Raw genomic sequence first — 23,746 nt, 5'->3', positions numbered from 1 at the left:
GTCCTCGTGGGCGGGCCCAGAACCGACGCAGGAGATCAGGCACCTTGTCCGACACGCCCGAAGCCCCTTCCGCCGGTACCGGCAGTGCCGCCCTGCGGGCCGACTGCGCCAACTGCTTCGGGCTCTGCTGCGTCGCGCTGCCCTTCGCCGCCTCGGCCGACTTCGCCGTGGACAAGCCCGCCGGCAGGGCGTGCGCGAACCTGCGCACGGACTTCCGCTGCGGCATCCACACCCGCCTGCGCGAGGAGGGTTTTCCCGGCTGCACCGTCTTCGACTGCTTCGGAGCCGGTCAGAAGGTCTCCCAGGTCACCTTCGGCGGCACGGACTGGCGCCGGGCTCCGCACACCGCACGCGCGATGTTCGACGTCTTCCCCGTCATGCGGCAGCTGCACGAACTGCTCTGGTACGTCACCGAGGCCCTGTCGCTCGCGCCCGCCCGCCGCGTCCACGGCGACCTGCGCCGGGAGCGGGACCGGCTGGAGGCCCTCGGCCGGGGCAGCGCCGAGGAGCTCGCCGGGCTGGACATGGCCGCCCTGCGGCACGAGGTCAACACGCTGCTGCTGCGCAGCGCCGAACTGGCACGGGCGGGCATCCCCGGCCGCAAGAGGAACCACCGGGGAGCCGACCTCGCCGGGGCCCGCCTCAAGGGGGCCGACCTGCGCGGTGCCAGTCTGCGCGGCGCCTGCCTCATCGCCGCCGACCTGACCGGAGCCGATCTGCGCGGCGCCGATCTCATCGGAGCCGACCTGCGGGACACCGTCCTGCGCGGCGCGGATCTGACCGGCAGCATCTTCCTCACCCAGGCCCAGATCAACGCGGCCAGGGGTGACTCCGCCACCCGGCTGCCGCCGGCGCTCGCCCGGCCCGCTCACTGGTAGGCGGCCTCAGCCGGCCGGCCGCTCCTCGATCGCGTCGACCCGATCGGGGTAGAAGGCCACATGGTCCCTGATCCCGGCCACCGCCTCGTACGGGGCCTCGTAGGTCCACACGGCGTTCACCGAGCGCTCGCCGCCGGCGGGCACGCTGTAGTAGGCCGCCACCCCCTTGTAGGGGCAGTACGTGGTGTGATCGCCGCGTTCCAGCTCGGTGAGGTCGACGTCCTGGCGCGGGATGTACTGCACGGGCGGGTAGGCCGCCTCGCGCACCGTCAGCGCCTCGCGGGTGTCGGCGACGACCCGTCCGGCGACGGACACCACGACGCGGGCGGGGTTCTTGTCCACCGTGATCGGGTGGTCCGGCCCCGGAACAAGCACCGGCCTGTGGCTCATACGACTCAACTCCCGTGAACGGCGACGACCCAGGCAGTCTCGCCGTTTTCGCGCCCGGCCGCCAGGGGCACCCGTGCCCGGGCGCCGGCAGCCGGATCGATAGCATGCACACGCCATACACCTGCCATCACAGCACCCATCACAGCACCCATCACAGCACCGCAGCCTCGGGGGACAGCATGAGTGACTTCTACGGCCCGCCCGGCCAGTTCGGACCGCCCCCGCAGGGGCCGCCCCCACAGGGCCCACCGGGCCCGCCCCCGGGCGGTCCGGCGCCGTACGGCCATCAGCCGCCGTACGGGGCTCCCTACCCGCCCGGTCCGCCGCAGCCGCCCCGCAGGAGCAACGCGGCGGCGATCCTGGTCATCGGCATCGGCGGCACGCTGGTCCTCGCCCTGGTCGCGGTGCTGGCGCTGGGCGCGATGGCGGGCTGGTTCGAGTCCAAGGCGGACGACATCACCTACCCGGCGGTCTCCCCCACCGCCACCTCCACGTCGGCGTACTCCGGGTCCTCCGGTGACAGCGACGGCGACGGGTCGGCCGCCGACCCCACCACCGCCGCCCCCGACCCGACCACGCAGGCCTTCAACGCGGTCTCGGCGGGCGACTGCCTCACCGTGTACGACACCGGCTACGGCGGCGACCTCCAGCACTACGACTGGAGCACCGACGTGCCGCCGGACCCGGTGAGCTGCTCAAGCTCCAAGGCACTGGTGAAGGTCACCGAGGTCACCGACGACCTGAGTGACTGCGCGACCGGGACGGGACGCGGGCGCTGGTACCACCTGGCGTCCGACGGCGGCACCACGGTCCTGTGCATGAGCCGCATCTACCGCACGGGCTACTGCCTGCTCGCCGTGCAGAAGGGCAGCGGCAGCGGCGCGACGATCACGCTGGGCGACATGACGGGCGTGGACTGCACGGTCAAGAAGGTCCCGAAGCCGTACAACCAGATCATGCACATCACCGGTGTCCCCAAGCACTCGGGCACCATCACGGCCGCGACCTGCAGCCGTGCCGCCAACGACACCACGTACTACTACTGGTGGAAGGTCGACGGCGGCACGAAGGCCCTGTGCACCATCGTCTACCGGGGCTGACCGCCCACCGGGGCCGGCGGTCAGGGGCCGGCGGTCAGGGGCCGACGGTCGCGCACCGGCGGCCCCGGCCGGTCACAGCGTGCTGATCATGCCTCCGTCGATCACGAAGTCCGCGCCGGTGACATTGCCCGCGCGCTCCCCGGCGAGCATCAGCACGAGATCGGCGACCTCCTCCGGCCGGGTGAACCGGCCCGTCACCGCCGCCCCGGCGGCCTGGTCGACCACGGAGTCCGGCTCACCCCCGGTGGTGCGGGCGACGGTCGCGGCGACGCCGTCCGCGCCGAGCCACAGGTCGGTGGCGACCGGTCCCGGGCTCACCGTGTTGACGCGGACGCCGCGCGGGCCGACCTCCTTGGAGAGCGCCTTGCTGAAGTTGGCGAGGGCCGCCTTGGCGGCGCAGTAGTCGATGACGACCGGGTCGGGCAGGAAGGAGTTGACCGAGGAGACGGTCACGATGCTGCCCGCGCCCCGCTCCAGCAGGTGCGGGAGGGCCGCGCGGGTCGTCCGGACCGCGGACAGGAAGTTGAGGTTCAGCGCCGACATCCAGTCGTCGTCGGTCACCGACAGGAATCCCCCCAGGCGCGGCCGCACCGCGCCCACGTTGTTGACCACGACGTCCAGGCCGCCGAAGGCCGATACCGCCTCGGCGACCAGCCGGGCCGGGCCGTCCGGCGTGCCCAGGTCCACGGGTACGGCACGCACCGGGTACTCCTTGGCGAGCGCCGCCAGCTCGTCGGTGACATGCCGGGCCCCGGCCGCCACGTTCACGCCCTCCCGGGCCAGCGCCCGGGCGACGGCCAGCCCGATACCCTTGCTCGCACCGGTGACGACGGCGGTCCTGCCGGACAGACCCAGCTCCATGATGTTCCTCTCGTCGGGCGGAGCGGCGCCCGGCCCGGTGGGCGATTACCGTCGCGGCGCCGCATTGGACAGGATGGGGTCCATGACCGAGATCCGCACACCCCGCCTCCTCCTGCGCCGCTGGACCGACGACGACCTCGCCCCGATGGCGGACATCAACGCGGACCCCCAGGTCATGCGCTGGATCGGTGACGGCTCCGTCCGCGATCTGGAGCAGACCGCGGAGTCCATCGAGCGCTGGGAGGAGGAGTGGGACGACGAGGGCTTCGGCCTCTTCGCGGTCGAGCTCCTGGCCTCCGGCGAGCTGGCCGGCTTCACCGGCCTGTCCGTGCCGGAGTTCCTGCCCGAGGTGCTGCCCGCCGTGGAGATCGGCTGGCGGTTCGGACGGCACTTCTGGGGCCAGGGCTATGCCTCCGAGGCCGCCCACGCCGCCCTGGAGTTCGCCGTGGAGGACCGCGGCCTGGACCGCGTGGTCAGCATCGCGCGTATCGGCAACGACGCCTCGGAGAACGTCATGCGCAAGCTCGGTATGACGCCGGAGCGCGAGACCATCCATCCCGTCTACGGACATCCGCTGCGCGTCCACGCCATCGACCTCACCGAATTCCTCGCCTGATCAAGATCGCGCTGCGGCGGCCGCCCCCGGTCCCTACGATGGGGGATGCGTGATCCAAAGGGGGACACCGACAACTCGGGGGTGGGGACGCCAGTGACAGTGACAGAGCCGGCCGGCACGACACGGACCGTGATCGTGACGGTCGACGACGACCCGGGAGTCTCCCGTTCCGTCGCCCGTGACCTGCGGCGACGCTACGGCGAGTCGTACCGCGTGGTGCGCGCGGAGTCCGGGGAGTCGGCGCTGGAGGCGCTGCGCGAGCTGAAACTGCGCGGCGATCTGGTCGCGGTGATCCTGGCCGACTACCGGATGCCCCGGATGAACGGCATCGAGTTCCTGGAACAGGCGATGGACGTCTTCCCGGGCGCCCGCCGGGTGCTGCTGACCGCGTACGCGGACACCGGCGCCGCGATCGACGCGATCAACGTGGTGGACCTCGACCACTACCTGCTCAAGCCCTGGGACCCGCCGGAGGAGAAGCTCTACCCGGTGGTGGACGACCTGCTGGACATCTGGCTGGCCTCGGACCACCGCCCGGTGCCGGAGACCAAGGTCGTCGGTCACCGCTGGTCGGCACGCTCCTCCGGGGTCCGGGAGTTCCTGGCCCGCAACCAGGTGCCGTACCGCTGGTACGCCTCCGACGAGCCGGAGGGGCAGCGGCTGCTCACGGCCGCCGGCGAGGACGGGCTGCGGCTGCCGCTGGTGATCACCTCCGAGGGCAAGACCCTGGTCGAGCCCTCCGACCAGGACCTGGCCGGGCGGGTGGGTCTGACCACCACCCCGACGGCCGACTTCTACGACCTCATCGTGATCGGCGGCGGTCCGGCCGGACTGGGCTCGGCGGTCTACGGCGCCTCCGAGGGGCTGCGGACCGTACTCGTGGAGCGCACCGCCACCGGCGGCCAGGCCGGGCAGAGTTCCCGGATCGAGAACTACCTGGGCTTCCCGGACGGCGTGTCCGGGGCCCAGCTGACGGACCGGGCACGCCGCCAGGCCGCCAAGTTCGGCGCCGAGATGCTCACCGCGCGCGAGGTCACCGGCCTGGAGATCAACGGCCCGGCCCGTACCGTCCGGTTCGCGGACGGCTCGGCGATCGCCGCCCACACGGTGATCCTCGCGACCGGTGTCTCGTACCGGCAGCTCGAAGCCCCCGGGCTGGCGGAGCTGACCGGGTGCGGGGTCTTCTACGGCTCGGCGCTGACCGAGGCGGCCGGCTGCGAGGGCCATGACGTGTACATCGTCGGAGGGGCCAACTCCGCGGGTCAGGCGGCGGTGTTCCTGGCGAAGGGCGCCAAGTCCGTGACGCTCCTGGTGCGGGGCCCTTCGCTGACCGCCTCCATGTCGCACTACCTCATCCAGCAGGTCGCCGGCACCCCCGGCATCTCGGTGCGCACCCACACCGAGGTGGTGGCCGCCCACGGCGACGGCCACCTGGAGGGGCTCACGCTGCGCGACACCACGACCGGCGCCACCGAGCAGGTCGACGCCCAGTGGCTGTTCGTGTTCATCGGCGCGGCCCCGCTGACCGACTGGCTGGACGGTGTCGTGGTGCGCGACGAACGCGGCTTCGTCATCGCCGGCCCCGACCTGACCGCGGACGGCTCGCCGCCGGCCGGCTGGGAGCCGTCCCGGCCCCCGTACCACCTGGAGACCTCGGTCCCCGGAGTCTTCGCGGCGGGCGACGTACGCGCCGAGTCCGCCAAGCGGGTCGCCTCCGCCGTCGGCGAGGGCGCGATGGCCGTGATGCTCGTACACCGGTACCTGGAGCGGCTGTGAGCGCCCGCCCGGAGCCGTGCAGCGTGGAGGAGCTGCGCTCGCTGTTCCTGTTCGAGAAGCTGTCGTCCGAGCAGCTGGACTGGCTGTGCGGCGAGGGCCGGGTGGAGACCGTCGCCCCCGGCCAGGTCTACTCCGAGGGCGAGGCCGCCACCTGCTTCTACGTGCTGCTCGAAGGCACCCTGGTGCTGTCCCGCCGGGTCGGTTCCGACGACATCGAGGTCACCCGCGCCTCCGGCCGCGGGGTGTACGCCGGCGCCTGGCAGGCCTATCTCGGCGACCGGGTCCCCCAGGTCTACAACAGCTCGATGCGGGTCACGGTCCCCTCGCGGTTCTTCGTGCTGGCGGCCGACAGCTTCTCGCAGCTGATGCGCGAGTGGTTCCCGATGGCCGTGCACATGCTGGAGGGTGTCTTCTTCGGCAACCGGACCACCCAGCAGGCCATCGGCCAGCGCGAACGCCTCCTGGCCCTCGGCTCGCTGTCGGCCGGGCTCACCCACGAGCTGAACAATCCCGCCGCCGCCGCGCTCCGTGCCACGTCCGCGCTGCGGGAGCGGGTCGCCGGAATGCGCCACAAGCTGGGCATGATCGCGTCCGGGCCCTTCGACCGGGCCGCCCTGGAGACCCTGACCGGACTGCAGGAGGCCGCCGCCGAGCAGGTCTCCAAGGCCCCGGTGCTGAGCCCGCTGGAGGCCTCCGACCGCGAGGACGCCGTGGCGGACTGGCTCGACGACCACGGGGTGTCCGGCGGCTGGCAGCTCGCCCCGACCTTCGTACAGGCCGGGCTGGAGACGGACTGGCTGGAGCGGGTCGCCGCCGCGGTGGACGGCGCGATCCTCGAAGGCGCGGTGCGGTGGCTGAACTACACCGTCGAGACCGAGCTGTTGATGAACGAGATCGAGGACTCCACCACCCGGATCTCGACGCTGGTCGGCGCGGCCCGCCAGTACTCGCAGCTGGACCGCTCGCCCTTCCAGGTGGTCGACGTCCACGAGCTGATCGACAGCACCCTGCAGATGCTCGCCGGCAAGATCGGCCAGGGCATCTCCGTGGTCAGGGAGTACGACCGCGCGCTGCCGAGGATCCCCGCCTACCCGGGCGAGCTCAACCAGGTCTGGACGAACCTCATCGACAACGCGGTCTCCGCCATGAACGGCGGCGGCGCCGGTACCGCCTCGGGCACCCTCACCGTCCGCACGGCGCTGGACCGGGACCACGTCCTGGTGGAGTTCGGCGACACCGGCCCCGGGGTCCCGCCGGAGATCCGCGACCGCATCTTCGAGCCGTTCTTCACCACCAAGCCCGTCGGCGAGGGCACCGGCCTGGGCCTCGACATCTCCTGGCGCATCGTCGTCACCAAGCACCATGGCGACCTCCAGGTGGAGTCCGCCCCGGGCGACACCCGTTTCCGGGTACGCCTTCCGCTCACCGCACCGCAGGAGTCGCCATGACCAGCACCCCCGGCATCGACCCGACCGTGCCTCCCAGCGGTTCCGGCTGCGCCGAGTGCGACACCGCCGGAGGCTGGTGGTTCCATCTGCGCCGCTGCGCGCAGTGCGGCCACATCGGCTGTTGCGACTCCTCGCCCTCCCAGCACGCCTCGGCGCACGCCAAGGAGAGCGGTCACCCGCTCATCCGCAGCTTCGAGCCGGGCGAGGCCTGGTACTGGAGCTACCGGACCGACGAGTTCGCCGAGACCGGCCCCGACCTGGCGCCGCCCGAGTGCCACCCGGCCGACCAGCCCGTTCCCGGCCCCGCGGGCCGCGTGCCCGATGACTGGAACGAGCATCTGCACTGACCGCCGACCAGCGGGGAATGCCGCCGGGGGGTACGGCGTTACGGTCACCAGAGACACGCAGTGAAAACGGATCCCATCCCCATTCAGGGGGTGCGGGATCCGGCCCGAACCTCTGGAGGACCCCATGGCGCGTACCGACGCCCGCCCCGTCATCACCCTCCGCTCCACCGCCGGCACCGGCCACGCGTACGTGACCCGCAAGAGCCGGCGCAACAACCCGGACCGGCTCGTACTGCGCAAGTACGACCCCACCCTGGGCCAGCACGTCCTCTTCCGCGAAGAGCGCTGACCTCGCAGACCCAGGTCCGGACTCACCGCCCGGACTCCGCCCGGACTCACCGCCCGGACTCACCGCCTCGCCCCGTCGCACGGGAAGGACCCGCATGAACCCCCGCATCCACCCCGCCTACCGCCCCGTGGTCTTCCGCGACCGCTCAGCGGGTTTCGCCTTCCTCACCCGTTCCACCGCCGACTCCGGCCGGAGCGTCGAGTGGGAGGACGGCAACACCTACCCCGTCGTGGACGTCGAGATCTCCTCCGCGAGCCACCCGTTCCACACCGGAACGGCCCGCGTCCTGGACACCGCCGGCCGGGTCGAGCGCTTCCGCCGGCAGTACGGCACCGACCGCGTCTGACGTACGAGGGGCGGGCCCACGATCGCCCAAGCGGTCGTGGGCCCGCCCCTCAGCTGTGTCCCGGGCCTGAATCCTCTCCTCCGTCATGGCCAATCGGCATGCGGCTGACGGCAGTTACCGACATGATCTTGCGATGAGACCTGTTCCGTCGCAGGCTTGATGTCCGTCCCGGGCCACGCTCCGGCCGTCCGGACGGACCCCGCAGGGAACGTCGGCCCGGTTCCAAGGAGAGGAAGCCCCGTGAGCAGTCCCAACAAGGGAGTCGGGAAAGTCGAAGTGAGGCTCAAGTGGGACCCCAGTCCCCTGGGCGCCCCGGACAGCGACCTCGACATCATCGCCGCGACCTACACCGCGGGCGACCCGTACGGCAGGCCCGCGTACCTCGTGCACTTCGACAGCCGGTCACCCGACGGCACCATCACCCTCAACCGGGACAGCAAGACCGGAAAGGGCCTGGGCGACGACGAGGTCATGACCCTGGAGTTCGACCGTCTGTCAGCCGCATACGGGCGTGTCGTCGTCGGCATAGCCATCCAGCAACGCGGCGGACGGATGACGTTCGGCGACGTCGCCGGCACCGGCGCCCGGATCCTGGAGGGATACACCGAGCTCGCCGAGACCGACTTCGCCGAGGTGTCCGGATCGACGGCCGCGACCTTCGCCGAGTTCGTCCGGGACGGCTCGGGCGCCTGGCTCTTCCGCCGGGCAGTCCGCGGATTCGACGCCGACCCCGACGCCTTCGCCAGGACCATGGGCGCCGCCCCCTCCTGAGCCGGCGAACCGGCCCCGGTGACGCCGTTGTCGAGGAACGGAACCGCCTCCGTCCCGCAACGTCCCTTCAACGTCCCCGCCACATCCCCCGGGAACACGTCATCGGCTGAGCGAGCCCGAAGGAGCCGCCCCGAGGGCCACCCCGGGGCGCCCGTGCGCCGCGAATGCTCTCTGCCGCACCCCGTGTGCGCTCCGGCACCCTGGCCCGATGGGAGCAATGGGATCGGCGGGAGGGCTCGCGGGACGTCTGTTCCGGCGCCGGGGCAAGCGGGTGGCCGAGCCGGTGTCGGAGAGCGAGGAGGTGCTGTTCGGGGGGCGGCTGCGGTACGACACAGGATGGTCGCAGCACGAACGGGCCTTTCTGGAGCTGTCGTTGCTGGGCATGGTGCGGCGGCTGCCGGGGCTGGTGGCCGGGACGGTACGGCTGGCGTGGGAGGCCGACCGGCGGGCCCTGCTGGTGGTGGGCGGGTGCGAGATCGGGCAGGGCGTGGTGCAGGCGGCGGGACTGGTCGTCACCAACCAGGTGCTGCAGGCGCTGTTCGCCGGCGGCGGCACGCAGGAACGGCTGCGGGCGGCGGCTCCGGCGCTGGTGGCCGCCGGGATCATCGCGGTACTGAACGCGCTGCTGGCGTCGGGCTCGACGGCGGGCACGGGGCGGCTGGAGCCGAAGGTCGAGCGGGCGGCCACCGAACGCTATCTGGAGCGGGCGGCGCGGGTGGAGCTGGCCGCGATCGAGGACGCGGAGTTCCACCGGCTGCTGGACTCGGCGCAGTACGGGGCGACCGCCTCACGGCACATGATCGGGGCGTGTGTCGCCGTGGTCAACGGGATCTTCGCCTTCGCGGCGGCGGCCGGGGTGCTGACCGTGCTGCATCCGGTGCTGCTGCCGATGCTGGTGCTGATCGCGCTGCCGCGCAGCTGGGGCGCGTTGCGGGTGTCGCGGGGGCGGTACGCCTCGATGCAGACCTGGATCGAGCACGTACGGGCCGCGCGGCTGCTGGGCCAGCTGCTCATCGACTCCACTGCGGCCCAGGAGGTGCGGGTGCACGGCGTCGGGTCGTATCTGCTCGGGCACTTCCGGACGATGTCGGAGGCCTCGGAGGCCGAGCAGACCCGGCTGGCGGGCGGCAAGGCGGCCACCGAGCTGACGGCGGCCGCGCTGACCGGCGCGGCGACGCTGGCGACGTACGGGGCGCTGGCGGGGCTGCTGCTCACCGGGAGGATGCAGCTGGCGGTGGCGGGGACGGCGGTGCTGGCGATACGGACCGGGTCGGCGAGCCTGGCGGCGCTGGTGACGCAGGTCAACCGGCTGTACGAGGAGGCCCTGTTCGTGGCCGACCTGGAGAAACTGATCGTCGAGGCCCGGCGGTACGCCATTCCGGCGGGCGGCGTGCCGGTGGCGTCCAGGCCGGCGCAGATACGGTTCGAGGACGTCAGTTTCACCTATCCCGGTCGTGACGCGCCCGCCCTGGACAAGGTGAGCCTGAGCATTCCGGCCGGCGCCGTGGTCGCCCTGGTGGGCGAGAACGGCAGCGGGAAGTCGACGCTGGCGAAGCTGCTGGCGGGGCTGTACTCCCCCGGTTCCGGGCGGGTGCTGTGGGACGGGGTGGACGCCGCCGTCGCCGACCGGGACCAGCTCTTCGGCCGGATCGCCCTGGTCGCCCAGGACTTCGAGCGCTGGCCCTTCACCGCCGGGACCAACATCGCCATCGGCCGGCCCGAAGCTCCGCTGACCGGCGACCGTCTGAGGCAGGCCGCCGCCTACGCCGGGGCCGACGCCGTCATCGACTCGCTGCCGTCCGGCCTGCGCACGCTGCTGGCCCGGGAGTTCCACGGCGGCGTGGAGCTGTCCGGAGGGCAGTGGCAGCGCTTCGGCATCGCGCGGGCGCGTTACCGCGACGCGCCGCTGCTGATCTGCGACGAGCCGACCAGCGCCCTCGATCCGCGCGCCGAACTGGAGGCCTTCGACCGGATCCGCGGCCTGGCGGCGCGGGGTCAGACGGTCATCCTGATCACGCACCGGCTCAGCAGCGTCCGCGAGGCCGACATCATCCACGTACTGCACGAGGGCCGGCTCGTGGAGTCCGGCAGCCACCATGAACTGCTGGCCCGGGCCCAGGGCCGCTACCAGGAGCTGTTCCGGATGCAGGCCGACCGTTACGTGACCTGACGCGCCCGGGAACCGGCGGCGCGCCGGGGGTCGTCGGCATACGTGTGCAGTTCGTCGAGGCGACCGGGCTCAGTGTGCGCTCCGCGGTGTGGGTGCTGACGCGGCGCGGCACTCCGCTGCGCTTCCAGCTGTTCTGCATGGTGCATATCGGCTCGCAGGGGTTCTACGACGAGGTGGCGGCCCGGGTCGGCGGCTGCGACATGATCGTGGCCGAGGGGTACGGCCCGTCGCGGCGGCGTTTCGCCCGGCTGCGGCTGGGCCTCTACCGCGTGCTGCGCCGGGCCGGCGATACCGGGCTGGTCCACCAGCACCTCGACTACGCCGCGTTCGGGGTGCCGGTGCTGTGGCCGGACCTGGACGACGCGCCGCCGCAGGACGCGGTGGCGCGCGTCGAGCGGTCGTGGGGCGGCCGGCTGCTGTTCCTGGGGTTCCTGCTCCTGCTGCCGCTGCGGATGTTCGTGGTGCCGGTGCTGGGCGGGCGGCGGTTTCTGCGGGGGTCGCTCGGCCTCGATGTCGAGGACACCACGGTGCTCGGCGGCGGTGGCGGTGGTCACCTGACGGCGATGCTCCTGGACGACCGCGACGATCTGCTGGTCGCGGCCCTGTCGCGGCTGCACGAGGAGCGGGCCGCCGAGCCGCTGGACGTGGCCGTGGTCTACGGTGCCGCGCACATGCCGGCCGTCGTACGGCGGCTGAACGCGGCGTACGGATACCGGCCGACCGCCGGTGAGTGGCTGACCGTGCACGGCACCCGGCTGTGACGCCCGCGCCGGCGGACCCGCCCGGGGACCGGCTCGGGGGCCGGCTCGGGGGCCGGCTCGGGGGCCGGCCCGGGGGCCGGCCCGGGGGCCGGCCCGGGGGCCGGCCCGGCGGGTCAGCCTTCGAGCAGGTGGGAGCGGAGCCGGGCGACGAGGGCGTCGTCGGCGCCGAGCCGGTCGCGGGCGTAGCCGCGCACGGAGCCGTGGTCGGCGGTGAGGCGGTCGAGGAAGAGGCGCATGGAGTCGGCCGGGGCGAGGCCGTAGCCGGGCCAGAGGCCGCGTTCGCCGGGCTTGCGGGCCCTGCGGTCGGCGAGGAGGCGTTCGGTGGCGAGTCCGGAGAGCGCGTAGTCGGCGACGATGTCCTCCTCGCCGACGCCGAGCAGGGCGAGGAGGACGGCGGCGACCAGTCCGGTGCGGTCCTTGCCGGCCGCGCAGTGGAAGACCAGGGGGGTGTTGGCCTGGTCGGCGGCGAGTTCGAGGATCCGGCGCAGTTCCTCGGTGCCGTCGTGCGCGGCCTCGGCGTGCAGTTCGGCGAAGAAGCGGACCGGTTCGGTGTCGTGGGGCAACTCGGCCTGGCGGACCGGCCGGTGCTCGACGCTGAGGTTGTGGTAGCCGAGCCCGTCGCCGGCCGGCACCCTGCCCCGGGCGCTGATCTCCCAGGGATAGCGCAGGTCGATGACGGTGCGTATGCCCAGTTCGCGGAAGCGCCGCAGGTCCTCGGCGGCGGCGGGGTCGGCCAGTACCGACAGCGCGTCGGAGCGGTAGAGCCGGCCCCAGCGCAGCGTCCGGCCCCCGGCGGCCGGATATCCGCCCACGTCACGGAAGTTGTGGAGACGCCGGAAGGCGATGTGCCTGGTCATCCGGGCACTGTACGTGCTGCGAAATCCGGTGGCCGGGCGATACGGGAATCGCTCACAGTGGTGACCAGCTGTCACCGGAAGCAGGGGGAGGTCGCATCATGTCGACACTGCGCGTCACCGCCGAGAAACTGACCGTCCACGAGCACCCGAACGCCGACGCCCTGGAACTGGCCCAGGTGGGCCTGTATCGGGCGGTCGTCGCCAAGGGGGCGTACCGGACCGGTGAGTTCGCCGTCTACATACCCGAGCAGGCGGTGCTCCCCGGGGGGCTGATCGGTGAGCTGGGGCTGACCGGGCGGCTGGCCGGACCGGACGCCAACCGGGTCAGGGCGATCCGGCTGCGCGGTGAGCTCTCGCAGGGGCTGGTGTGCCGGCCGCACGCGCTGGAGGGTACGGATCTGGAGCGGGCGGCCGCCGAGGGCGAGGACTTCGCGGAGCGGCTGGGCATCACCAAGTGGGTGCCCGAGGTGCCGGTGTCGATGAGCGGCGAGGTGGAGCCGGCGCCCGATCTGCTGCCGTGGATCGACATCGAGAACATCCGGCGGTATCCCGAGGTCTTCGCCCCGGGCGAGCCGGTCGCCGTGACGGAGAAGCTGCACGGCACCGCCTGCTGCCTGACGTACACCGCGCGGGGCGGTGTGGTGCGGGTGACCTCCAAGGGGCTGGGCGCGCAGCGGCTGGCGCTGCGGGAGGACGACCGGAATCTGTACTGGCGGGCCGTGCGGGCCCACCGGGTGCCGGAGGCGGCCGCCGCCCTGGCCGTCAGGCTCGGCGCGACCCGGGTCGGCGTCTACGGGGAGGTCTACGGCGCGGGCGTCCAGGACCTGGGGTACGGCGCGGACAGCCGGCGCGGCGGCCCGGCCTACGCCGTCTTCGACGTGGTGGCCGAGACCGCCGGCCGGCTGCGCTGGCTCGACCCGGCCGAGCTGCGCGAGCTGCTGGCGGACGCGCTGCCGCTGGTGCCCACCCTGTGGACCGGGCCCTTCGACACCGCGCGGGTCCTGGAGCTCGCCGAGGGGCGCGAGACCGTCTCGGGGCGTGATCTGCACATCCGCGAGGGCGTCGTGGTACGCCCCCTGACGGACCGTCACAGTCCGGTGCTGGGCGGCCGCGCGATCGTCAAGGCCGTCGGCGGGGCGTACCTGACCCGCAGGGGCGGCACGGAGTACGAGTAGAGGAGTGGACGAGCGGTTGAGTCGCGGACCCCGGGGCGGGCGGTTACAGCAGCGGCCGGGGCGTGGGGCGACGCCCCGGCGGCTGGCTGACCTCGGGGTGGCGGGGTGGCGGCAGCAGCGGGCGGCTCTGGGGGGAGCCGGTGGCGAGCTTGAGGGTCTCGCCGTGGTGGGCGATGTCGAAGGGGTCGCCGTCGAGGAGGGTGTAGGTGGCGGAGCCGTCGGTGATCTCGACCGCGAGGCGGCGGCCCCGGATGAGGACGCGGAAGGCCAGTCGGGTGAGGTGCGGCGGGAGGCGTGGGCTGAACGAGAAGGCGGTGCCGGTGCGGCGCAGCCCGCCGAAGCCGGCGACCAGGGCGGTCCAGCTGCCGGCCAGGGAGGCGATGTGGAGGCCGTCCCGGGTGTTGTGCTGGAGGTCGTGCAGGTCGATGGTGGCGGCTTCGGCGAGGTAGTCGTAGGCGAGCCGCAGATGGCCGGTCTCGGCGGCGATGACGGACTGGCCGGCCGCGGAGAGCGAGGAGTCGCGGACGGTGATCGGCTCGTAGTAGGCGAAGTTACGGGCCTTCTCCTCGTCGGTGAAGGCGTCGCCGCGCAGGAACATGGCCAGGACGAGGTCGGCCTGTTTGACGACCTGGCGGCGGTAGAGGTCGTAGTAGGGGTAGTGCAGCATCAGCGGGTAGCGGTCGGGGGCGGTGGCGGCGAAGTCCCAGACCGCGTGGTCGGTGAAGCCGGCGGACTGTTCGTGGACGCCGAGGGCGTGGTTGTAGGGAACGGCCATGGTGTCGGCGGCCTCGCGCCAGCGGACCGGTTCGGCGTCGTCCACGCCGAGGGCGGCGGCCGCGCGCGGGTGGCGGGAGGCGGCGTCGGCGGCGGCCCGCAGGTTCGCCTGGGCCATGAGGTTGGTGTAGGTGTTGTCGTCGGCGATGGCGCTGTACTCGTCGGGGCCGGTGACGCCGTCGATGTGGAAGGCGCCGTCGGAGCCGTGGTGGCCCAGGGAGCACCACAGGCGGGCGGTGTGGACGAGGAGTTCGATACCGGCCTCGCGTTCGAAGGCCTCGTCGCCGGTGCACGCGATGTAGCGGACGACGGCGTCGGCGACGGCGGCGTTGAGATGGAAGGCGGCGGTGCCGGCCGGCCAGTAGCCGGAGCATTCCTGGCCGGCGATGGTGCGCCAGGGGAACGCGGCGCCGTGCAGACCGAGCTGGGCGGCCCGGTCCCGCGCGGCGGGCAGGGTGCTGTGGCGCCAGCGCAGGGCCTGGGCGGCGGCCCGGGGCGCGGTGTAGGTCAGCACCGGCAGCACGAAGGCCTCGGTGTCCCAGAAGCTGTGGCCGTCGTATCCGGATCCGGTGAGGCCCTTGGAGGGGATGGCGCGTTCCTCGGCGCGGGCGCCGGCCTGCAGGACGTGGAAGAGCGCGAAGCGCACGGCCTGCTGCATCTCGGGGTCGCCGTCGAGTTCGACGTCGGCGCGCTCCCAGAAGTCGTCGAGGTAGTCGCTCTGTTCGGCGGCCAGACCGCTCCAGCCGGTGGTGCCGGCGGCGGCGAGCGCGGCCTCCGCCTGGTCGCGCAGGGCGGGCAGCGAGCGGGTGCCCGACCAGCCGTAGGAGACGGTCTTGTCCACCCGCAGCCGTTGGCCGGGCCGCAGCCGGGTGACCACCGTGAAGCGGGCGGTGTCAGGACCGGACTCGGAGGCTGTACGGGTGCCGTCCGGGCCGTCGGTGACATGGTCGGCGGCGGCGGCGATCCGCAGACCGCTGTGGGTCGTGCGGTGGATCAGCCGCAGCCGGGCGCCGTCGGCGTGGTGCTCCTCGCCGATCAGCGCCGACTGGAGGGCGGCGGCCGCCCGTGGGTCGTCGTCGGGCCCGGGGAGCTGCTCGTTGGCGACGAGTTCGGACTGCAGGACGATCTGGACGGCCCGGCCGGTGTCGTCGGCGACGGGTTCGACCTCGTAGCGGACGGCGGCGACGGAACGCTGGGTGAGGGAGACCAGCCGGGTGGAGCGCACCCGTATGCGCCGCCCCGCCGGTGAGGTCCAGTCGACGGTGCGGTGCAGCAGGCCGGTACGGAAGTCCAGGATCCGTTCGTGCGAGTGGAGGCGGCCGTAGCGCAGGTCGAAGGGCTCGTCGTCGACGAGGAGCCGCAGCAGTTTGCCGTTGGTGACGTTGATGACGGACTGGCCGGACTCGGGGTAGCCGTAGCCGGCCTCCGCGTAGGGCAGCGGGCGCAGCTCGTGGACGCCTCCGAGGTAGCTGCCGGGCAGTCCGTGCGGCTCGCCCTCGTCGAGGTTGCCGCGCCAGCCGATGTGCCCGTTGGACAGGGCGAACACCGATTCGCTCTGGGCCAGCACATCGAGGTTGAGGTCGGTCTCGCGCAGCTGCCAGGGCTCGACCGCGTAGGACGGGTGGGTGATCACGCGGTGGCCTCCACCAGGTCGGCGAGGTCGTCCACGACGACGTCGGCGCCGTTGGCGCGCAGGGCGTCGGCGTGCCCGGCCCGGTCGACTCCGACGACCCAGCCGAAGCCGCCGGCCCGGCCGGCCCGCATACCGGCGAGGGCGTCCTCGAAGACCGCCGCCTGGCCGGGTTCGACGCCGAGCCGGCGGGCGGCGGCGAGGAAGGTGTCGGGGCTGGGTTTGCCGGCGAGCTTCTCGCGGGCCGCGACCAGGCCGTCGATCCGCACCTCGAAGAGGTCCTCGATGCCGGCGGCGGCCAGCGCCTCCTGGCAGTTGGCGCTGGAGGACACCACCGCCCGTCGCAGTCCGGCGTCGCGGGCCGCCTCGGCGAACCGCACCGAGCCCTCGTAGGCCTGGACGCCGCTGAGGCGGAGCTTGCGCAGCAGCAGGTCGTTCTTGCGGTTGGCGAGCCCGTGGACGGTGTCGCGGTCCGGCGGGTCGTCCGGGGCGCCGTCGGGGAGGGTGATGCCGCGCGAGGTGAGGAAGGAGCGGACGCCGTCGTCGCGTGGCAGGCCGTCGACGTAGGTGCCGTAGTCGGCGTCCGTGTCGAAGGGCCGGTCACCGCGCGCGGCGAGCAGGGGGTCGAACGTGTCCTTCCAGGCGGCGGCGTGCACGACCGCGGTGCGGGTCAGCACACCGTCCAGGTCGAAGAGGCAGGCGCGTACGGCGGCCGGAAGTCGGAGGCTGGCGGTCATGTTCCAGTGGGTACCCGGGCCCAGGGCCGGCACACCGGGTTACCCTGGGGTCGGTCGGCAACGGGGAAACGGCAGAAGAACGCGAGGCGTCGCAGGGCGTCCGGAGGTGTGGACGGTGACGTCGCGGCAGGACAGGGCGCTGCTTGAGCTCCTTCCGCTGCCGGACCGGATCGGGATCCGGGCAGCGGGCGAGGTGTGCCTGACCACGCACGCGGTCTGGGAACGCGTGCTGGACGAGCTGGTCGGCCTGAGTGAGCGGAGCGAAGATGTGCACCTGGAGTTGTCGGCGGTGACCTATGTGGATGTCGCCGGCGCCGGCGTGGTCGCCGCCGCGGCCGCGCGACTGGAGCCGGGCCGCCGGATCGTGCTGCACCGCCCGCCCGCCGCGCTGCGGTTGACCCTGGCGACGTTCTGGCCGGGTCTGCCGACGATCGAGATGACGCCGTGCTGAGCGGCAGCGTCGCCGACGAGGCGGCTGCCGACGAGGGGTTCGCGCATCCGGCGCTGTTCTACCGCGGCCCCCGGGAGTACCTGGCCGGCACGGTGCCTTTCGTACTGGCGGGCCTGGCGGCCGGCGAGCCGGTCGCGGTGGCGGTCCCGGCCGGCAATCTCGCGTTGCTGCGGGAGGAACTGGGCGACCGTGCCGCCGGTGTGAAACTGCTCGACATGGAGCAGGCCGGCCGTAATCCCGGCCGGATCATCCCCGGCGTCCTGCGCGCCTTCGCCGACTCGCACGCTTCGGCGTCCCGGGTACGGATCATCGGCGAGCCCATCTGGCCCGGGCGCAGCGCGGTGGAGTACCCGGCCTGCGTCCAGCACGAGGCACTGATCAACCTGGCGTTCGCCGGGCGCGACGTCACGATCCTGTGCCCCTACGACGCCGGACGGCTGGAGGCCGCCGTGCTCGACGACGCCTACGCCACGCACCCCGTCGTGATGGACACCGGTCCGGCGCGGCCCAGCGGTTCGTACGCGCCCGACCGGGTGGTGGCCGACTTCAACCAGCCGCTGCCCCGTCCCGCGGACGCCGCCGCCGAGGCCTTCGACGGCGAAACCCTGTCCGACGCCCGCCACATCGCCGTCGCGCACGCCCGCCGCCTGGGTCTGGGCGAGGGCCGGCTCGGCGACTTCACCCTCGCCGTGGGCGAGCTGATCAGTAACAGCGTGGTGCACGGCGGCGGTTCGGGGATCGTACGGGTCTGGGCCGAGGGCGGCAGCGTCGTCTGCGAGGTCAGTGACACCGGACAGCTGGTGGACCCGCTGGCGGGCCGCCGGCCGCCGTCCCGCGACAGGCCCAACGGTCGCGGCCTGATCATGGTCAACTACCTGGCCGACCTGGTCCGTCTCCACACGGGCGAGGACGGTACGACGATCCGCTTCTACCTGGGGCTGTGAGGCCCTGGTGCTGTGAGGCCGGGCGGCATGTCACGGACGGACGGGACGGCCGGCGGTCGTCGCCTCCGCGGTCCGGCGTAGTTCCCGGTGGCGGCGCTCACGATCCGGTGGGAGGGTTCGTGAACCGGGTGTGAAATGTTCCGGGTCCCCGAGGAAGGGACGCAGCATGCCGCTCATCGATTTCCGTGCTCTGCGTGAGCTCGTGTCGGAGTTCGACCGCCTCAGCACGGCGGCGGCGCCTCGGGCCGTTTCCACGGTCATCCGGCGCCGCCTGGAGGATGTGCAGTACACCGTCTGCGTCTACACGGGCCTACGCGATCCGCATGCCGCGATGTCGCGCGCCCGCCGCCTGCTGCGGGACCGGACGGGCAGCGCCCGGAGGTAGCGCTTCGGGTGTGTTCGAGCCGTGAAGCCACTGGTGCGTCGGGGTCGTAGGGCCTCAGTGCTTCGTGGCGTCCTTGATCTTCTGCATGGCCTGCTTCGCGTCGCCCTTGGTCTGGTCGGCCTCGCCCTCGGCGCGCAGACTCTCGTTACCGGTGACCTTTCCCGCGGCCTCCTTCGCCTTGCCCTTGATCGTCTCGGCGGTGTTCTTGGCCTTCTTGTGTGTGCTCATAACGATCGCGTGCCCCGCCCGTCCCGTAGAAAACCTGGCTGTCCGGTGAAAGACGGGAAGAAGCTCCGCAGCCCGTTCGCGATTCCCGGACCTGTGAGACCGTCCTGGCGCTGCGAGCGCCCGCAGCGCCCGGACGGTCACAGGCTCAGCAGACGCACGCGGGGCGTCACTGGCCCTCGTAGGCCCTGCGGAGCGCGGCCAGGTCGAACCGGCCGGTCGTCGCGAGCATCGCCTCGGTGGTCCGCCTCGCCTTCTCCGGATCCGGGTCGCCGATCATGTCGAGGAGCACGGCCGGGAAGACCTGCCAGGACACCCCGAACCTGTCCTTGAGCCAGCCGCAGGGGCCCTCCTCGCCGCCCTCGGTGAGCCGGCTCCAGTAGTGGTCCACCTCGTCCTGGTCGTCACAGTGGACCTGGAACGACACGGCCTCGTTGAAGGTGAACTGCGGGCCGCCGTTGAGGGCGACGAACCGCTGCCCGTTGGCCTCGAACTCCACGGCCATCACCGAGCCCGCCCGGCCCGGCCCGGCCTCGGTGTAGCGGCCGGTCCTGCCGATCCGGGAGTTCTTGAAGATGGAGACGTAGTGGTTCGCCGCTTCTTCGGCCTGGCCGTCGAACCACAGGCACGTGGTGAAGCCGTCGGTGGTCATGCGTACCTCCTGCGGGTGAGCTGTGCGTACCCCTACCGACGAGCCGCGCACCGGAAACTCATCGGTGCCACCGGCCGAAATCCGGTCGACCCGGCAGCCGTGACCGCGTTGGATGGGCGCCATGCCGCCACAACTGCGTACCGACCGTCTCCTGCTGCGCCAGTGGCGCGACTGCGATCTCGGCCCCTGGGCGGCCCTCAACGCCGACCTCGAGGTCAGGAAGTACTTCCCCGGAGTGCTCACCCCCGGGCAGAGCGCCGCCTCCATGGAGCGTTTCCGGGCCGAGCTGGCGGAACGGGGTTACGGATGGTGGGCGGTCGAGGTGACGGCCACCGGTGAGTTCATCGGCTTCACCGGCCTGGATCCGGTGGACGAGACCATGCCGTTCACCGGGGTGGAGATCGGCTGGCGGCTGGCCCGCGCCGCCTGGGGGCACGGTTACGCCACCGAAGCCGCCCTGGCCGTGCTGGGCCTCGGTTTCGGGGCGCTGGGCCTGCCCGAGATCCTGGCGGTGACCACCGCGACCAATCGGCGTTCCCGGGCGGTGATGGAGCGGATCGGCATGACCCGCGATCCGGCCGACGACTTCGACGACCCCGATGTGCCCGACGGGCCGCTGCGCCGCAGCGTGCTCTACCGTCTGGGGGCCACGGTTTGGGCCGCGCGCGACGGGGCACCCGAAGTACGCGGCTGAACGGCCGTGCGGGCGCATGAACTCCGGACGCCGGCCCTCTCCCCCCGGGGCCGGCGTCCGGCATGTCCGCCGCAGGCACCCGAGGCGGTGGGCGTCGGCCGCGTCAGGCGTTGCGGACGCGGGTAGGAACCGGGTGGGAGATGGTTTGTCATGCCCCTCGGCCGTACCGGGAGCGAGCCCACGCAGGCCCGCAGCGCACTGCGGATGCGGCGCGCCTTCACGGCGTGGGGACTGGCCTGGGCGTTGGCCGGGACCGCGCTGTTCGCGGTGGCCGGGCGCTCCGGGTGGGCAATCGTGTTCGGGGTGGTCGCGGTGGTGGCCGCCGTGGATCTGGCGGTGATCGTCCACCGTCTCCGGCAGGGACCGCACTGGCAGCCCGGCCCGGATGTGCCCCCGTACCACCGGGCCGACCGGCGGTGAGCGGGCGGAGCGGAGCACGGAAAGGCGGAAGGCCCGGAGGCTGTTGCCTCCGGGCCTTCCTCACAGTAGCGGGGACAGGATTTGAACCTGCGACCTCTGGGTTATGAGCCCAGCGAGCTACCGAGCTGCTCCACCCCGCGTCGTTGAACCCAACCTTACGGGGTGCCGACCCCAGGACCAAATCACTTCCCTGACTCCCCCGCCGCCACCGCCGTAGCGGCCAGGGGCGGGTGACGAAAAGGCGGAAGGCCCGGAAGCTGATGCTTCCGGGCCTTCCTCACAGTAGCGGGGACAGGATTTGAACCTGCGACCTCTGGGTTATGAGCCCAGCGAGCTACCGAGCTGCTCCACCCCGCGTCGTTGAACCTGACACTACGGGGTGCCGGCCCCAGGACCAAATCGCCTCCCGGACGCCCCGGCCACGCCGGGGCGTGGGTGTGGGCGTGGGTGTGGGCGTGGGTGTGGGCGTGGGTGTGGGCGTGGGTGTGGGCGTGGGTGTGGGCGTGGGCTGCCGGAAAACGCGTTGCGGCCGTCCGGAGCGCCTTGTAACTTTCGAAACGGCCCTGATGTCGTTGATCGGAGAAGGCAGTTGCTCGTCTGAGGTGATGGGACACCGGCCCCGCCCGTGCGTTCGCGCGGTCGTGGGAGCGGACACGTCGCCGACCTCGCAGAGCCGCCTTCACGCCTCCGCGCCCGCCCGGCCGTCGTTCCCCGGTGTCTCCACGCGTTGCCATCGTCACCACGAGCAACCTGGAGGCCCGCATGGGGCACTCGACTCACTCAGCGCACACAGCACACTCACCATCCCCCGGCTCCGTGACCTGCTCCCGGCTGGGTTTCGCCTGGCCGGACGGCACCACGGTCCTCGACGGCCTCCAGCTGGCGTTCGACCCCGGCCGTACCGGGCTGATCGGCCTCAACGGCTCGGGCAAGTCCACGCTGCTCAGGCTCCTGGCCGGTGAGCTGACCCCGACCAGCGGCACGGTCCGCGTCCACGGCGAGGTCGGCCATCTGCCGCAGAACGCCGCCCTGGACACCGGCCTGCGGGTCGACGAGGCACTGGGCATCGCGGCGGCCCGCCGGGCCCTGCTCGCCATCGAGGCGGGCGGGGCAGGCGAAGCCGGTCCGGCGGCCGACGCGCTCTTCGCGGCCGTCGGTGACGACTGGGACGTCGAGGAGCGGGCCCGGGCCACCCTGGACCAGCTCGGCCTGCCGCACATCACCCCGGACCGCACCGTCGGCGAGCTGTCGGGCGGCGAGTCGGTGCTGGTGCGGCTGGCGGCGCTGCTGCTGCGGCGCCCGGACGTGCTGCTCCTGGACGAACCGACCAACAACCTGGACCTGGACGGCCGGCGCCGGCTCCATGACGCCGTCGCCGCCTGGAACGGCGTGCTGGTCGTCGTCTCCCACGACCGCGAGTTGCTCGGGCTCGTCGACCGGATCGCCGATCTGCGCGACGGCGAGGTCCGCTGGTACGGCGGCAATCTCGCCGCGTACGAGGAGCAGCTCGCCGTGGAGCAGGAGGCCGCGGAGCGCACGGTCCGGGCCGCCGAGGCCGACGTGCGGCGCCAGAAGCGCGAACTGGCCGAGGCGCAGGTCATGCTGGGGCGGCGGGCCCGTTACGGGCAGAAGAGCTACGACAACAAGGTGGTGCCCCGGATCGTGGCCAGGCAGCGCGGCCGCCAGGCGCAGGTCTCGGCGGGCAAGCACCGCGCCGTGCACACCGAGCGGCTGGCGGAGGCGCGGGAGCGGCTGGACGAGGCCGTCGGCGCGGTGCGTGACGACGCCGGGATCCGGATCGACCTGCCGCACACCGCGGTACCGGCCGGCCGCGCCGTGCTGACCCTGAGCGGGCTGCGGCTGCGGTACGGCGCGACCGTCCCGGGGCTGGAGGTGCGCGGGCCGGAGCGGATCGCGCTGACCGGGCGCAACGGCGCGGGCAAGTCGACGCTGCTGCGGACGATCGCCGGTGAGATCGCGCCGGTGGCGGGCGAGGCGCTGGCACATGTGCCGCTGCGCTATCTGCCGCAGCGCCTGGACGTGCTGGACGACGAACTGAGCGTCGCCCGCAACGTCGCGGCGTTCGCCCCCACGGCGACCGACAACGAGATCCGGGCCCGGCTTGCCCGGTTCCTCTTCAAAGGCGCCCGCGCCGACCAGCCGGCCGGCACCCTCTCGGGCGGGGAGCGCTTCCGCGCCACGCTGGCCGCCCTGATGCTCGCCGACCGTCCGCCGCAGCTCCTGCTGCTGGACGAGCCGACGAACAACCTGGACCTGGACGGTGTCCGGCAGCTCACCGCCGCGCTGGCCGCGTACCGCGGGGCGCTGATGGTGGCGGGCCACGATCTGCCGTTCCTGCGGGCCGTCGGGGTCACCCGGTGGCTGCGGCTGGACGGCGGGCTGACCGAGGGCGAGCCGCTGTGAGCCCGTGCGGGCTGTGCGGGCCCGCCGGCCCGCACAGCCCGCACAGCCCGCACGGCCCGCACGGTCCGGCGGCTCTCAGAGACCGAAGGGCCAGATCACGCCCCGGTGCATGGTGACCAGGACGACCAGCACGATCAGGTCGGCCGCGCCCAGGAACAGTCCCAGGATGGCCCGGAGCGGGCGGCGGGTGCCGCGCACGAGGGAGATGCCGCCGAGGACGAGGGCGAACGGGCCGAGGACGATGTTGAAGGCCAGCAGGCCGATCAGGCCGAGGACGAAGGACGCGACGGCCATGCCGTCGGCACCGGCGGTGGCGTCCTCGGTGCGGGCCGCGGCCTGCGCCTTGGCGCGGGCTTCGGGCGTTGCGTAGGTGTCCATGCGTGGTTCCCCCGGAGGTGTCAGCGGTTACGGGTGTGCGAGACGCGCTCGCGGACGTAGAAGGCGAGCAGCCATGCGGTGACGACTCCGATGCCGGCCATCAGGACCGGGAGGGAGGTGTACGAGGCGGCGCCGAGGAGGATCCCGAAGGCGACCAGGACGACAAGGAGGACCATGCGTTCGCTCTTTCTCGGGTGAGGGCGGACGGTCCACGGCGGGGCCGCGGACGACGCGGTTCCGTGAACTC

At 72.8% G+C, this 23,746-nt stretch carries 27 protein-coding genes and 2 tRNA genes; 18 read left to right on the top strand and 11 right to left on the bottom strand.

The features are described 5' to 3' along the window. The first annotated feature begins 44 nt into the window (after positions 1-44). Entirely contained in the window at positions 45-878 is an 834-nt protein-coding gene (locus RWE79_RS32935; RefSeq protein ID WP_475943732.1) for a pentapeptide repeat-containing protein, read from the top strand. Positions 879-884: 6 nt separating this feature from the next. Here RWE79_RS32935 and RWE79_RS32930 read toward each other — a convergent pair whose 3' ends face one another. Then, complete coding sequence (locus tag RWE79_RS32930) at positions 885-1,268, bottom strand: DUF427 domain-containing protein (RefSeq protein ID WP_475943731.1); 384 nt, start codon at positions 1,266-1,268, stop codon at positions 885-887. A 179-nt stretch (positions 1,269-1,447) separates the two neighbouring features. On the opposite strand from RWE79_RS32930, the gene RWE79_RS32925 reads away from it, so the two are divergent. Continuing rightward, on the top strand, positions 1,448-2,368 hold the full coding sequence (locus tag RWE79_RS32925) for an LppU/SCO3897 family protein (RefSeq protein ID WP_475943730.1): 921 nt from the start codon (positions 1,448-1,450) through the stop codon (positions 2,366-2,368). 72 nt (positions 2,369-2,440) lie between these two features. Here RWE79_RS32925 and RWE79_RS32920 read toward each other — a convergent pair whose 3' ends face one another. After that, positions 2,441-3,229 carry an oxidoreductase gene (locus RWE79_RS32920; protein WP_475943729.1) on the bottom strand — a complete coding sequence of 263 codons (789 nt, stop codon included), beginning with the start codon at positions 3,227-3,229 and terminating at the stop codon, positions 2,441-2,443. Between the two features lie 82 nt (positions 3,230-3,311). Between RWE79_RS32920 and RWE79_RS32915 the strand changes: the two genes are divergently transcribed. From RWE79_RS32915 to RWE79_RS32875, 9 genes are all read left to right on the top strand, one after another. Beyond that, positions 3,312-3,845 carry a GNAT family N-acetyltransferase gene (locus tag RWE79_RS32915; protein ID WP_475943728.1) on the top strand — a complete coding sequence of 178 codons (534 nt, stop codon included), beginning with the start codon at positions 3,312-3,314 and terminating at the stop codon, positions 3,843-3,845. Between the two features lie 99 nt (positions 3,846-3,944). Further along, a complete protein-coding gene (locus tag RWE79_RS32910; protein WP_475946242.1) occupies positions 3,945-5,621 on the top strand; it encodes an NAD(P)/FAD-dependent oxidoreductase in 1,677 nt (558 codons plus the stop codon). Then, positions 5,618-7,069, top strand: coding sequence for an ATP-binding protein (locus RWE79_RS32905; protein ID WP_475943727.1), 1,452 nt, complete (start codon positions 5,618-5,620; stop codon positions 7,067-7,069). Before RWE79_RS32910 ends, RWE79_RS32905 begins: the two co-directional genes overlap by 4 nt. Beyond that, the gene (locus RWE79_RS32900; RefSeq protein WP_475943726.1) at positions 7,066-7,416 is read left to right on the top strand and encodes a UBP-type zinc finger domain-containing protein; all 351 of its coding nucleotides are present in this window, start codon (positions 7,066-7,068) and stop codon (positions 7,414-7,416) included. The genes RWE79_RS32905 and RWE79_RS32900 overlap by 4 nt, the downstream gene beginning before the upstream one ends. A 124-nt stretch (positions 7,417-7,540) precedes the next feature. Beyond that, the gene (gene rpmG, locus RWE79_RS32895) at positions 7,541-7,705 is read left to right on the top strand and encodes a 50S ribosomal protein L33 (protein ID WP_475943725.1); all 165 of its coding nucleotides are present in this window, start codon (positions 7,541-7,543) and stop codon (positions 7,703-7,705) included. Between the two features lie 94 nt (positions 7,706-7,799). After that, entirely contained in the window at positions 7,800-8,051 is a 252-nt protein-coding gene (locus RWE79_RS32890; RefSeq protein WP_475943724.1) for a type B 50S ribosomal protein L31, read from the top strand. Between the two features lie 240 nt (positions 8,052-8,291). Beyond that, positions 8,292-8,822, top strand: coding sequence for a TerD family protein (locus RWE79_RS32885; protein WP_475943723.1), 531 nt, complete (start codon positions 8,292-8,294; stop codon positions 8,820-8,822). Between the two features lie 217 nt (positions 8,823-9,039). Further along, positions 9,040-10,992: an ABC transporter ATP-binding protein gene (locus RWE79_RS32880; RefSeq protein ID WP_475946240.1), complete on the top strand. Its 1,953-nt coding sequence runs from the start codon at positions 9,040-9,042 to the stop codon at positions 10,990-10,992. A gap of 44 nt (positions 10,993-11,036) precedes the next feature. Next, the gene (locus RWE79_RS32875) at positions 11,037-11,753 is read left to right on the top strand and encodes a hypothetical protein (protein ID WP_475943722.1); all 717 of its coding nucleotides are present in this window, start codon (positions 11,037-11,039) and stop codon (positions 11,751-11,753) included. Between the two features lie 113 nt (positions 11,754-11,866). On the opposite strand, the gene RWE79_RS32870 is transcribed toward RWE79_RS32875, so the two are convergent. Further along, entirely contained in the window at positions 11,867-12,610 is a 744-nt protein-coding gene (locus RWE79_RS32870) for a tyrosine-protein phosphatase (RefSeq protein WP_475943721.1), read from the bottom strand. Between the two features lie 98 nt (positions 12,611-12,708). On the opposite strand from RWE79_RS32870, the gene RWE79_RS32865 reads away from it, so the two are divergent. After that, positions 12,709-13,785 carry an RNA ligase (ATP) gene (locus RWE79_RS32865; protein WP_475943720.1) on the top strand — a complete coding sequence of 359 codons (1,077 nt, stop codon included), beginning with the start codon at positions 12,709-12,711 and terminating at the stop codon, positions 13,783-13,785. 43 nt (positions 13,786-13,828) lie between these two features. Here RWE79_RS32865 and RWE79_RS32860 read toward each other — a convergent pair whose 3' ends face one another. Both RWE79_RS32860 and RWE79_RS32855 read right to left on the bottom strand, forming a co-directional pair. Next, entirely contained in the window at positions 13,829-16,192 is a 2,364-nt protein-coding gene (locus RWE79_RS32860; RefSeq protein WP_475943719.1) for a glycoside hydrolase family 65 protein, read from the bottom strand. Next, on the bottom strand, positions 16,189-16,926 hold the full coding sequence (locus RWE79_RS32855; RefSeq protein ID WP_475943718.1) for an HAD family hydrolase: 738 nt from the start codon (positions 16,924-16,926) through the stop codon (positions 16,189-16,191). The genes RWE79_RS32860 and RWE79_RS32855 overlap by 4 nt, the downstream gene beginning before the upstream one ends. A gap of 115 nt (positions 16,927-17,041) precedes the next feature. On the opposite strand from RWE79_RS32855, the gene RWE79_RS32850 reads away from it, so the two are divergent. The 3 genes from RWE79_RS32850 to RWE79_RS32840 all read left to right on the top strand — a co-directional run bounded on the left by RWE79_RS32850 (position 17,042) and on the right by RWE79_RS32840 (position 18,706). Then, positions 17,042-17,377, top strand: coding sequence for an STAS domain-containing protein (locus RWE79_RS32850; RefSeq protein ID WP_475943717.1), 336 nt, complete (start codon positions 17,042-17,044; stop codon positions 17,375-17,377). Then, entirely contained in the window at positions 17,371-18,321 is a 951-nt protein-coding gene (locus RWE79_RS32845; protein WP_475943716.1) for an anti-sigma factor RsbA family regulatory protein, read from the top strand. The genes RWE79_RS32850 and RWE79_RS32845 overlap by 7 nt, the downstream gene beginning before the upstream one ends. A gap of 166 nt (positions 18,322-18,487) precedes the next feature. Then, the gene (locus RWE79_RS32840; RefSeq protein ID WP_475943715.1) at positions 18,488-18,706 is read left to right on the top strand and encodes a DUF5133 domain-containing protein; all 219 of its coding nucleotides are present in this window, start codon (positions 18,488-18,490) and stop codon (positions 18,704-18,706) included. 54 nt (positions 18,707-18,760) lie between these two features. On the opposite strand, the gene RWE79_RS32835 is transcribed toward RWE79_RS32840, so the two are convergent. Both RWE79_RS32835 and RWE79_RS32830 read right to left on the bottom strand, forming a co-directional pair. Then, complete coding sequence (locus RWE79_RS32835) at positions 18,761-18,934, bottom strand: CsbD family protein (protein ID WP_475943714.1); 174 nt, start codon at positions 18,932-18,934, stop codon at positions 18,761-18,763. 166 nt (positions 18,935-19,100) lie between these two features. Then, entirely contained in the window at positions 19,101-19,583 is a 483-nt protein-coding gene (locus tag RWE79_RS32830) for a VOC family protein (RefSeq protein ID WP_475943713.1), read from the bottom strand. Between the two features lie 121 nt (positions 19,584-19,704). Here RWE79_RS32830 and RWE79_RS32825 point away from each other — a divergent pair, with 121 nt between their 5' ends. After that, the gene (locus RWE79_RS32825) at positions 19,705-20,277 is read left to right on the top strand and encodes a GNAT family N-acetyltransferase (protein ID WP_475943712.1); all 573 of its coding nucleotides are present in this window, start codon (positions 19,705-19,707) and stop codon (positions 20,275-20,277) included. Positions 20,278-20,427: 150 nt separating this feature from the next. Next, the gene (locus RWE79_RS32820; RefSeq protein WP_475943711.1) at positions 20,428-20,697 is read left to right on the top strand and encodes a DUF6343 family protein; all 270 of its coding nucleotides are present in this window, start codon (positions 20,428-20,430) and stop codon (positions 20,695-20,697) included. Between the two features lie 66 nt (positions 20,698-20,763). Here RWE79_RS32820 and RWE79_RS32815 read toward each other — a convergent pair. Both RWE79_RS32815 and RWE79_RS32810 read right to left on the bottom strand, forming a co-directional pair. Continuing rightward, positions 20,764-20,837, bottom strand: a tRNA-Met gene (locus tag RWE79_RS32815). A 143-nt stretch (positions 20,838-20,980) separates the two neighbouring features. Then, positions 20,981-21,054: transfer RNA gene (locus RWE79_RS32810), tRNA-Met, on the bottom strand. 405 nt (positions 21,055-21,459) lie between these two features. Between RWE79_RS32810 and RWE79_RS32805 the strand changes: the two genes are divergently transcribed. After that, positions 21,460-23,121, top strand: a complete 1,662-nt coding sequence (locus tag RWE79_RS32805; RefSeq protein WP_475943710.1) for an ABC-F family ATP-binding cassette domain-containing protein — start codon at positions 21,460-21,462, stop codon at positions 23,119-23,121. 75 nt (positions 23,122-23,196) lie between these two features. Here RWE79_RS32805 and RWE79_RS32800 read toward each other — a convergent pair whose 3' ends face one another. Both RWE79_RS32800 and RWE79_RS32795 read right to left on the bottom strand, forming a co-directional pair. Further along, on the bottom strand, positions 23,197-23,499 hold the full coding sequence (locus tag RWE79_RS32800) for a DUF4190 domain-containing protein (RefSeq protein WP_475943709.1): 303 nt from the start codon (positions 23,497-23,499) through the stop codon (positions 23,197-23,199). A gap of 20 nt (positions 23,500-23,519) precedes the next feature. Continuing rightward, entirely contained in the window at positions 23,520-23,675 is a 156-nt protein-coding gene (locus RWE79_RS32795; protein ID WP_475943708.1) for a hypothetical protein, read from the bottom strand. Positions 23,676-23,746 lie beyond the last annotated feature (71 nt).

It is taken from the genome of Streptomyces sp. RLA131 (assembly GCF_056270125.1).
This window is presented reverse-complemented; position numbering and strand designations above follow the sequence as displayed.

Coding starts and splice junctions, on each gene's coding strand:
- RWE79_RS32930 (WP_475943731.1), bottom strand. CDS start 1,268: ATGAGCCACAGGCCGGTGCTTGTTCCGGGGCCGGACCACCCGATCACG.
- RWE79_RS32925 (WP_475943730.1), top strand. CDS start 1,448: ATGAGTGACTTCTACGGCCCGCCCGGCCAGTTCGGACCGCCCCCGCAG.
- RWE79_RS32920 (WP_475943729.1), bottom strand. CDS start 3,229: ATGGAGCTGGGTCTGTCCGGCAGGACCGCCGTCGTCACCGGTGCGAGC.
- RWE79_RS32915 (WP_475943728.1), top strand. CDS start 3,312: ATGACCGAGATCCGCACACCCCGCCTCCTCCTGCGCCGCTGGACCGAC.
- RWE79_RS32900 (WP_475943726.1), top strand. CDS start 7,066: ATGACCAGCACCCCCGGCATCGACCCGACCGTGCCTCCCAGCGGTTCC.
- rpmG (WP_475943725.1), top strand. CDS start 7,541: ATGGCGCGTACCGACGCCCGCCCCGTCATCACCCTCCGCTCCACCGCC.
- RWE79_RS32890 (WP_475943724.1), top strand. CDS start 7,800: ATGAACCCCCGCATCCACCCCGCCTACCGCCCCGTGGTCTTCCGCGAC.
- RWE79_RS32880 (WP_475946240.1), top strand. CDS start 9,040: ATGGGATCGGCGGGAGGGCTCGCGGGACGTCTGTTCCGGCGCCGGGGC.
- RWE79_RS32870 (WP_475943721.1), bottom strand. CDS start 12,610: ATGACCAGGCACATCGCCTTCCGGCGTCTCCACAACTTCCGTGACGTG.
- RWE79_RS32865 (WP_475943720.1), top strand. CDS start 12,709: ATGTCGACACTGCGCGTCACCGCCGAGAAACTGACCGTCCACGAGCAC.
- RWE79_RS32855 (WP_475943718.1), bottom strand. CDS start 16,926: ATGACCGCCAGCCTCCGACTTCCGGCCGCCGTACGCGCCTGCCTCTTC.
- RWE79_RS32840 (WP_475943715.1), top strand. CDS start 18,488: ATGCCGCTCATCGATTTCCGTGCTCTGCGTGAGCTCGTGTCGGAGTTC.
- RWE79_RS32835 (WP_475943714.1), bottom strand. CDS start 18,934: ATGAGCACACACAAGAAGGCCAAGAACACCGCCGAGACGATCAAGGGC.
- RWE79_RS32830 (WP_475943713.1), bottom strand. CDS start 19,583: ATGACCACCGACGGCTTCACCACGTGCCTGTGGTTCGACGGCCAGGCC.
- RWE79_RS32825 (WP_475943712.1), top strand. CDS start 19,705: ATGCCGCCACAACTGCGTACCGACCGTCTCCTGCTGCGCCAGTGGCGC.
- RWE79_RS32820 (WP_475943711.1), top strand. CDS start 20,428: ATGCCCCTCGGCCGTACCGGGAGCGAGCCCACGCAGGCCCGCAGCGCA.
- RWE79_RS32805 (WP_475943710.1), top strand. CDS start 21,460: ATGGGGCACTCGACTCACTCAGCGCACACAGCACACTCACCATCCCCC.
- RWE79_RS32800 (WP_475943709.1), bottom strand. CDS start 23,499: ATGGACACCTACGCAACGCCCGAAGCCCGCGCCAAGGCGCAGGCCGCG.
- RWE79_RS32795 (WP_475943708.1), bottom strand. CDS start 23,675: ATGGTCCTCCTTGTCGTCCTGGTCGCCTTCGGGATCCTCCTCGGCGCC.